At 68.2% G+C, this 8,607-nt stretch carries 9 protein-coding genes; 5 read left to right on the top strand and 4 right to left on the bottom strand.

Annotated features, from left to right (window positions below; all coding sequences use genetic code 11):
• Positions 1 to 406: 406 nt before the first annotated feature.
• From MKL11_RS21890 to MKL11_RS21875, 4 genes are all read right to left on the bottom strand, one after another.
• Entirely contained in the window at positions 407 to 1,216 is an 810-nt protein-coding gene (locus tag MKL11_RS21890) for an SDR family NAD(P)-dependent oxidoreductase (protein ID WP_243947279.1), read from the bottom strand.
• Positions 1,213 to 2,181, bottom strand: a complete 969-nt coding sequence (locus MKL11_RS21885) for an NAD-dependent epimerase/dehydratase family protein (protein ID WP_243947277.1) — start codon at positions 2,179 to 2,181, stop codon at positions 1,213 to 1,215. The genes MKL11_RS21890 and MKL11_RS21885 overlap by 4 nt, the downstream gene beginning before the upstream one ends.
• 25 nt (positions 2,182 to 2,206) lie before the next feature.
• Positions 2,207 to 3,187, bottom strand: coding sequence for an ABC transporter substrate-binding protein (locus tag MKL11_RS21880; RefSeq protein ID WP_243947285.1), 981 nt, complete (start codon positions 3,185 to 3,187; stop codon positions 2,207 to 2,209).
• A gap of 68 nt (positions 3,188 to 3,255) precedes the next feature.
• On the bottom strand, positions 3,256 to 4,008 hold the full coding sequence (locus MKL11_RS21875) for a GntR family transcriptional regulator (protein ID WP_243947275.1): 753 nt from the start codon (positions 4,006 to 4,008) through the stop codon (positions 3,256 to 3,258).
• Between the two features lie 176 nt (positions 4,009 to 4,184).
• On the opposite strand from MKL11_RS21875, the gene MKL11_RS21870 reads away from it, so the two are divergent.
• From MKL11_RS21870 to MKL11_RS21850, 5 genes are all read left to right on the top strand, one after another.
• Entirely contained in the window at positions 4,185 to 5,030 is an 846-nt protein-coding gene (locus MKL11_RS21870) for an ABC transporter permease (protein WP_243947273.1), read from the top strand.
• Positions 5,031 to 5,033: 3 nt separating this feature from the next.
• Positions 5,034 to 5,810, top strand: a complete 777-nt coding sequence (locus MKL11_RS21865) for an ABC transporter ATP-binding protein (RefSeq protein WP_243947271.1) — start codon at positions 5,034 to 5,036, stop codon at positions 5,808 to 5,810.
• Positions 5,800 to 7,182 carry an amidohydrolase family protein gene (locus MKL11_RS21860; RefSeq protein WP_243947269.1) on the top strand — a complete coding sequence of 461 codons (1,383 nt, stop codon included), beginning with the start codon at positions 5,800 to 5,802 and terminating at the stop codon, positions 7,180 to 7,182. Before MKL11_RS21865 ends, MKL11_RS21860 begins: the two co-directional genes overlap by 11 nt.
• Before the next feature lie 32 nt (positions 7,183 to 7,214).
• Positions 7,215 to 7,946 carry an aspartate/glutamate racemase family protein gene (locus tag MKL11_RS21855; RefSeq protein ID WP_243947283.1) on the top strand — a complete coding sequence of 244 codons (732 nt, stop codon included), beginning with the start codon at positions 7,215 to 7,217 and terminating at the stop codon, positions 7,944 to 7,946.
• 47 nt (positions 7,947 to 7,993) lie between these two features.
• Positions 7,994 to 8,607, top strand: a 614-nt coding sequence (locus MKL11_RS21850) for an aspartate/glutamate racemase family protein (RefSeq protein WP_243947281.1), incomplete at its 3' end; no start/stop codon positions are given.

The following is an 8,607-nucleotide window of genomic DNA, read 5'->3' as shown; positions in this document are numbered from 1 at the left end:
TCCAGCGTCAGATCATCGACGTGAACACCGTCCGGGACCGACGGCATCGACGGGTTGGAGATCGGCATCGTGCTGCCCTCGGGCCACAACGCTGATCAACGCCTGAGCCACCCGCCAGCACCGAAAGTGCGGATGAACCATGCTTCGACGCCGAACAACATAGTTAGCTAATTGGATTGCCTGGAAGCAGACCTTCCGGCCGACTGCAATGGGAGCAAAACAGAAGTTAGAACCCAATCCATAAGGGCTACGCCAGCCGAATCGGTTGTAAACGCTATGATTTTCAGTACGTGCAATCAGCCTTTCTAAATTCTGGCGAAGAATAGGGTACGGGCCAGGCGATAAGATCCGTTGCCATGGATTGTCGCTCGGAACCGAACAATCGCGTGTTCGAGGTGGATGCACTTCAAGCCGCCATCCAGCCTCCGTCGACCATCAAGGTCGTCCCCGTGACAAAGCTTGCCTCGCCGGCGAGGAAGAGCACCGCGCGGGCCACGTCGTCGGGCCGGCCGAGCCGCGGCCAGGGAGTGCGTCGCCGAGCGCGATCCAGCACCGCCGGATCTAGCAGGCGGCCGCCCTGGCCCGTGACGATCTTGCCGGGCGCCACCGCGTTGCAGACAATCGCGTCGGCAGCGTAGTCGGCGGCCATCTGTCGTGTCATGTAGTCGACCCCGGCCTTGCCAACGCCATACGCCAGGTCGCCCGGCGCAGCGATCATGCCGTGCTGCGACGACAGGTTTACGATGCGTCCGCGCACCTCGCCACGAAGATCCTGCGTCAGCATCTGCCGGACGGCCGCCCGGCAGCATAGGAACACGCCCTTCAGGTTAACCGCCATCATCCGGTCCCAGTCGGCTTCGTTCAGCTCGGTGAGACGCCGGGGGTGGCGGATGCAGGCGTTGTTGACGATGACATCGAGCCGGCCGCCCTCCCGCACGGCATCGGCCACCAGACCGTCGACTGCCTCCGCGTCGGATATGTCCACGCGCTGAAACACCGACCGACCGCCCTCCTTGGCGATGACGGAAGCGGTCGGATCGCCACCCTCCAGCGCCTCCTCCGACACGTCGGCGATCACGACGTGGGCTCCCTCTGCTGCCAAGAGCCGGGCGGTCGCCCGGCCGATGCCCGAGCTGGCTCCAGTGACGATGCAGGTTCGCCCGAAGAGCCGTCCATCGGCACCCGGTGCAGCGCGAAGATCGGTCGGGAAGCTCATGATACCTCCACAGGGCGAGCCCGCCCGGTCCAGGCGAGAAAATCGTCGAAGGCGACCGGAAGATCGTAGCGCGGTCGATAGCCCGTATCGGCCATGAGCCGGGCGATGCTCATCGGCGCCCGGTCCCTCGAATCGTAGAGATCGACATTGGCCTCCTGCGGCCCAGCGACGGACCATGCCAAGTCCGGGCGCTCCCGCGCGAGGCGAGCGCAGAATTCGGCGAGCGACCATTCGAAACCCGCCGCCACGTTGTAGACCCGGTGCGGACGGTGCGGCGTGTCCAGGAGCGCCAGGATGCCGGCCACGGCGTCGCGGACGTAGAGCCAATCCCGCCGCCCTGGACGTGGCAGCCGCACCGGAATGCCGTTCCGGGCGAGCTGAAGGATCTGGAACGGAGCGCTCAGCGTATCGCGGGCCCCGGTCTCCCGCTCGAACGGCCCAAAGCAGGTGCCGAGTCGGATGGCGGTCAGGTCGAGATCGAACGTCTCTGCCAGCCGTAGAGCGATGGCCTCCCCCGACAGCTTGGTGAGGGCATAGAGGGAGTGGGGAGCGGGTCGAGTGGCATCCTCTGAGAGAACCGTCGCGGCGAATGCCTCGTCGCCGTAGACCGCCCCGGATCCGAGGAGCAGGACGCGCCGGATGCCGTGGGTGGCGGCCGCCCGCACCGCATCGGCGACTCCGCCCACGTTGACCGCCACGACCCCTGCCGGATCGCGCCGCTCGCGCGCGACGTCGGCGGTGATCGCCGCGGCGAGGATCACGACGTCGACCCGCTCGCCGGCGAGGACTTCATCAAGGGTGCCGGGACGGCTAAGGTCGGCCCGCACGAAGCGGTAGGCCGAGTCGGTGGGTGCATCCGGGGCCGGCGCCCGGTCGACGCCCAACACGCGCTCGCCCCGGTCCAACAGCGCCGCGGTGAGAGCCGCCCCGAGGAAGCCTGAGGCGCCGGTGAGGAGGACCGTCACGGTCGCTCTCCCCGCGCCGACCGCATCACTCGCCCCCGAGCTCGGCCTTGCTCTTGCCGGTGGCGGTTTCGAGGAACGAGTAGTCCATGTTCTTGACGACTGCCTCTGATACGTCGCGACTGATGTATCGGAGGTCGCGCATCATCGCTGCGACGGCCAACGCTTGCTTCTGGTGCATCCGGTAGTCGGGCTCGAGGTTGCCGATGGCGCCTTCCGCGATCGCCTTGTCGAGACCCGTGACCTTGGTGATGACGCCGACCCAGGCCTCGTGGTTGGCCGCGATGAAGTCGTCGACCTTGACGATCGCACCGACCGTGGATTGCAGGGCCACCTTCTTCGACGCCACCACGTCGGAGCGCGTCACGATCAGGTTCGTAAGCTTGCCCGCTGCCTGGTCGTAGGGCAGCGCGAAGAACTTGCCGGCACCGACCTGGCGGATCAGCGTGGCGAAGGGTTCGACCGAGCAGATCAGGTCGACCTCGCCGCGGCGCAGGGCCGGGGCGTGGTCCGAGGGATTCGGAATGTTGACGAACTCGAGGTCCTTCTGCACGTCGATGCCATGCGTGGCGAAGGCGCCGCGCATGTGGATGTCCTGGGCGTTCCCCCGCGAGGCGGCAACCTTCAGCGGCTTGCCCTCTGCCTTACGCTTGGCGACGAGCGCCTTCATGGCCGCCCAGTCGCCTGCGGGTACGGGTAGGTCGTTGGCGACCAGCATCTGCGAGCCGCCATTCACTTGGCCCGAGATCGCTACGACGTCGAAGCCCTTGTCGAGGGCGGTGGCGTAGTGGAGGTAGGTCACCTGCGCGACATCGATGCTCTTCGAGACCAGGGCCGTGAGCACGTCGTTGCCGGTGTTGAAGCCAACGACGTCGAGGGCGATGTCTTTGGCGTAATCCGGCGTCAGGACAAGCGGCGTGCAATGAGCGCACTTGGCGTAGCCGAGCTTGATCGCCGGCTTGTCCTGCGCCCGAGCTGCCGGGACGACGGCGACCGTGCAGGCCGCCATGACGGCGAAGGCAGTTGCGAGCTTCGATAAAAGAGGCATGGAAATCTCCCGTCCGGTCGGATGAGGGTTCACGCGGCGCGCAGCGCGGCCTCCGCGGCCAGAGCCTGCGTCACGGCTTCGGCGGTATGAGCCACGTGGTCGGCGAGCAGGCGGCCGGCGCGCGGGGCGTCCCGCTCGGCGAGAGCGGCGAGGATCGCCCGGTGCTCGGCGATGGACTCCTCCCACCGGTGGGCGAACTTCAGCGCGAGGAAGCGCGCCTGCTCGGCCCGGGCGAGCAGCGCCGCGTGGGCCTGGGCGAGGGGGCGGTTCTGCGCGGCTTCGATGATCGCACGATGGATGGCGCGGTTGGCGGCGTAGTATGCCTCCCGCCGACCTGCCGCATGCTCCTGCTCGATCGTGGCCTGGAGATCCTCGAGCCGTCTCAGCCCGGCCGGGGTGAGACGCGTGGCGGCGAGTTCTGCTCCGAGACGCTCGAACCCCGCGAGTGCCTCGAACAGTTCGAAGACCTCCGCAGCGTCCAGAGCGCGGACGCAGGCGCTGCGGTTGGCACGCAGTTCAATCAGCCCCTCCTGGGCCAGGAGCTTGACGGCCTCGCGCAGCGGCGTGCGCGATAGGCCAAGCGCCTGCGCCAGATCCCCTTCGACGAGGGGCGTGCCCGGTGCGAGTTCGCCCTGCACGATCATCGCGCGCAAACGCTCCACCGCCCGGACGTGCAGGGCCGCCCGCCGGAGCACGGCGGCGCCGGCCTTGGCGGCGTCCTTGCGCGGCCGGCCACGCTTGCCGCGGATCGGGGTGACGGATTCCGACATGCCCGTGAGCATAGCCGCCGATCGTCCCCTGTCGTGCGGAAATTCCGTCCAGATTACGATGCAATGGCAGGCATATGGCAGATATTGTATGCAATCTGAAGAATTCGGATTGTGGTCTGCGAAGACCCGCTGCAGCATCCCTGTCCTGGCGATGGCCCGGAGGTGGGACGTCGCCCGGGAGCGACATCATGCAGACGGCCTCCGAGCGCCTTCGGGCGGCATTCTTCCCGAACCTGCGCTGGGTCCTGACGAAGATCGAGCGCATCGCCGTCCCACTTCTGCTGGTGGCGGTCTGGGAGGCGTTCTCGCGGTCGGGGGCACTGCCGCAGGCACTTCTGCCACCGCCATCGGCGGTGCTGCACGCCCTCGGCGACTGGATGTTCGGGATCGACGGCAGCGCGCAGGACTATTCAGGCACCTGGCTGCGCAACGCGCTGGCGAGCACGATGCGGGTGGCCGCGGGTTTTGCCATCGCAGCGGCGCTCGGCATCGTGCTCGGCACGGCGATCGGCTGGTCGCGGGCGATCGAGGCGACGGTGGAGCCGACGCTCCAGATGCTCCGCCCCATCCCGCCAGTTTCGTGGATCCCGCTCGCCATCATCTGGTTCGGCATTGCCGACCGTCCGGCGATCTTCCTCGTCTTCCTCGGCGCCTTCTTTCCCGTGCTGATGAACACGATCCACGGGGTGAAGGCGATCGACCGCAACCTGATCCGTGCGGGGGCGATGATGGGCGCGAGCGAGCGCCAGCTCCTCACAGACATCGTGGTTCCGGCCGCCCTCCCTTCGATTTTCGCAGGGCTGCGGATCGCGGTGGGCTCGGCCTGGATGCTGACTGTGACCGCCGAGATGGTCGCGGTGAAGAGCGGCGTCGGCTACGTCCTCTGGGATTCCTACTATTTCCTCCGCTACGACATGGTCATCGCGGCCATGGTCTCGATCGGGCTGCTCGGCTTCCTGTCGGATTATGGGATCAAGTTGCTCATGGCCCGCGTCCTGCGCTGGCAGCGCACCACCGTCCGCCGGGGAGCATGACCGATGGCCGAGATCGCGATCCGCAACATCGTCAAGACCTTCACGGACCGGCAGCGCGACCAGGACGTTCTCGCCGTCGACAACGTCAGCCTGACGATCCGGGATAACGACTTCGTCTGCCTGCTCGGTCCCTCCGGGTGCGGGAAGTCGACCCTGCTCAACATGATCGCCGGGTTCGAAACCCCGACCTCGGGCCGGATCGAGGTCGCCGGACAGATCGTGGAGAAGCCGGGGGCCGACCGCGGCGTGGTGTTCCAGCAGCCGACGCTGATGCCGTGGCTGACGGTGGCCGAGAACGTCGCCTTCCATCTCAAGCTCAAGGGCTTGGGTCGGGCCGAGCGGCGGGCACAGGCTCAAGCTTTCATCGACCTCGTCGGTCTCACGGGGTTCGAAGGGCACTACCCGTCCGAATTGTCCGGCGGCATGAACCAGCGCGTGGGGATCGCCCGCGCCCTGCTGATGAACCCCCGCGTGATCCTGATGGACGAGCCCTTCGCGGCCCTCGACGCCCAGACCAAGATCGAGATGCAGGAGGAGCTGGTGCGCATCTGGGAGCGCATCCGCTGCACCATCGTCTTCGTCACCCACAGCGTCGACGAGGCGCTCGTCCTGGGCACACGCATCGCCGTGATGACCCGACGCCCGGGCCGCATCCGGGAGGCGTTCGACTTCGACCTTCCGCGCCCGCGCGACGTGACGAGCCCGGCCTTCAACGACGCCAAGCGCAACGTGCTCGGACTGATCCGCGAGGAGGCTACGCGGATCCGCCATGCTGCCTGAGAGCGGGCCTCGCCCCTGCGACCTGATCCTGTCCGGCGGTACGATTCTCACCCTCGATACGGCCGATACCGTGTTCGCGGATGGCGCGATCGCGGTCCTGGGTCGGTGCATCGCCGCGATCGGCCCCCGGGACGTGGTCGAGGCCGCCTGGACCGCCCCGAGACGCATGGAATGCGCCGGCCGCCTGTTGACGCCGGGCCTTGTCAACGTCCACAACCACACGCCGCTGATGATCACCCGGGGCATGATCGAGGACCTCGGCTTCGCACCGATGTTCACGCCCGGCATTCCGCAGGGGCATCGTCTGTCGGAGAACGAGGCTGGCATCCTGGCGCGTCTCGGCGTCTACGAAATGCTGCGCAACGGCTGCACCACCCTCGTCGATTTCTATCGCTACCCGCAGGCCCTGGCCCGGGCGCACGCGGAACTCGGCTCCCGCGCCGTGATCGCAGGGCGGATCCACGACGCCGACCCGGAGGAGCTAACCCGCCGCCGCTACGTCTACGATCCCGGCCTCGCCCGCGAGACGATCCGCGAAAATGCCGACCTCATCGCCCGCTTCGACGGTTACGATGCCGGGCGCATCCGCTGTGATTGGGCGCCCCACGCGCCAGACACCTGCTCCGACGCCTGCCTCCGTGAGGTCGCCGAGCTGGCACGCCGGCACGTGGGTAACGTCCACACCCATCTCTGCCAGAGTCCCGGTGAGGTCGAGCAGGTGCAAGCCCGTTCAGGGCTGACGCCGCCGCAGGCCCTCGAGGCAGCGGGCCTCCTCGATCACCGCCTCATCGCCGCCCATTGCATCTATGTCGATCCGCAGGACCACGCCCGGATGGGCGGGGCCGGTATCGCGATGGCCTACACCCCGATCGGCAATGCCAAGACCGGCCGCATCGCCCCCGTGCTCGACCTCGCCGAGGCCGGCATCAGCATCACGCTGTGCACCGATACGTTCTCCGGCGACCTGTTCGAGGCGATGCGCTGGGCTGTAGCCATGCAGCGGGTTCGGAGCGCCAACGGGTTCGTCCTCGACGCGCGCACCGCTTTGTGCTGGGCGACTCAGGCCGGCGCGGAGCGCCTGGGACTGGGAGACACGGTCGGCGCGCTCACCACCGGGCGCCGGGCCGACATCCTGATCATGGACATGGAAACGCCGGGCCTCGCCCCCGTCATCGACGGGTATGGCATCCTGGTGTGGAGCGCCAACGGAGGAAACGTGCGGAGCGTAATCGTGGACGGGCGCCTGGTGATCGAAGACGGGCGGCTCACGACCGCCGACGGACCGGCCCTGGTCCGCGAGGCGCAGGCGGTAGCCGAGCGCCTGTGGGCTGCTGCCGGGCGCCGGCCGGTCACCCGGAGGGCGGCCGCGTGACGTCGCTCCCTGGACGGCCTCTACGCCTGGGCATGCTCACGCCCTCCTCGAACACCGTGCTGGAACCGGCGATGGCCGCGATGACGGCCGGCGTCGCCGGCTTCACCCTGCATGTCAGCCGGTTCCGGGTGACGCAGATAGCCCTGTCGGAGGCGGCGCTCGCCCAGTTCGACCTCGCGCCGATGGTGGCGGCCGCAACACTGCTTGCGGACGCCCGTTGCGACGTGATCGCCTGGAACGGCACCTCTGCCGGTTGGCTCGGCTTCGACCGGGACGAGGCCCTCTGCGCCGCGATCACGGGGGCGACGGGTATCCCGGCGACCTCGGCGATCCTCGGCTTCCGCGCTGTCTTCCGGGCCACGGGGGCCCGGCGGATCGGCCTAGTGACGCCCTATACGGCGGATGTGCAGGCTCGCATCATGGCTAACTGGGCGGAGGCCGGCTTCCCTTGCACGGCGGAGCGCGCCGTCGGGCTCTCGGAGAACTTCGCCTTCGCGGATGTGCACGAGGATGATGTCGAGGCGATGATCCGCGCGGTGATACGGGAGGGCTGCGACGCCGTCGCGGTCGTATGCACGAACATGCGCGGAGCGGCGCTCGCCGACCGCCTCGAGGGCGAACTCAGCGTGCCGGTCTACGATTCGGTCTCCGTCACCCTCTGGGCGAGCTTAGTGCAGGCCGGCGCCGACCTCGGAGCGGAGGGGCTCGCACCCTTGCGGAACTGGGGTCGGCTCTTTGCGACCCCGGCAGGAGTGGCTGCGTGAGCTCGCGGAGCCGCATCCTTCTCCTCAACCCGAACACCTCCGTCAGCATGACCGAGCGTATGCTGGCGGTCGGTCGGACGGTGGCAGGACCGGCGACCGATCTCGTGCCGCTCACCGCCCCCCGAGGTGTTCCCTACATCGCGAGCCGGGCCGAGGCGCAGATCGGCGGCGCCATCGCCCTTGAGATGCTGGCGGAACACCAAGACGAGGTGGATGCCGCGATCATCGCCGCCTTCGGGGATCCCGGCCTGTTCGGCGCCCGCGAGCTGTTCGACTGGCCGGTCGTCGGCATGGCGGAAGCGGCGATGCTCACCGCCTGCATGCTCGGGCAACGCTTTTCCGTCGTCAGCTTCGCCACGGCGCTGGGACCCTGGTACGCGGAATGCGTCGCATCCCATGGCCTGACGGTGCGCTGCGCCGGGATCCGCATGCTCGACAGCCCGTTCCGGGATGTCTGCGCTGTGCAGGACGAGAAGGAAGGGCTGCTCGTCGACTTGGCCTGCAGGGCCGTTGCCGAGGGCCAGGCCGATGTCGTCATCCTCGCCGGGGCACCACTTGCCGGGCTCGCGCCGCGGGTCGCGGATCGGATTCCCGTACCGGTGGTCGATCCCATCGCTGCGGCAGTGAAGCAAGCGGAGGCCCTTATCGCGCTCCGCCCCCG

Origin of the sequence: Methylobacterium sp. J-077, assembly GCF_022829365.1 — a bacterium.
Classification (GTDB): domain Bacteria; phylum Pseudomonadota; class Alphaproteobacteria; order Rhizobiales; family Beijerinckiaceae; genus Methylobacterium.
Note: the sequence above shows the minus strand (reverse complement) of the source record. Positions and strands in the feature narration are given on the sequence as shown.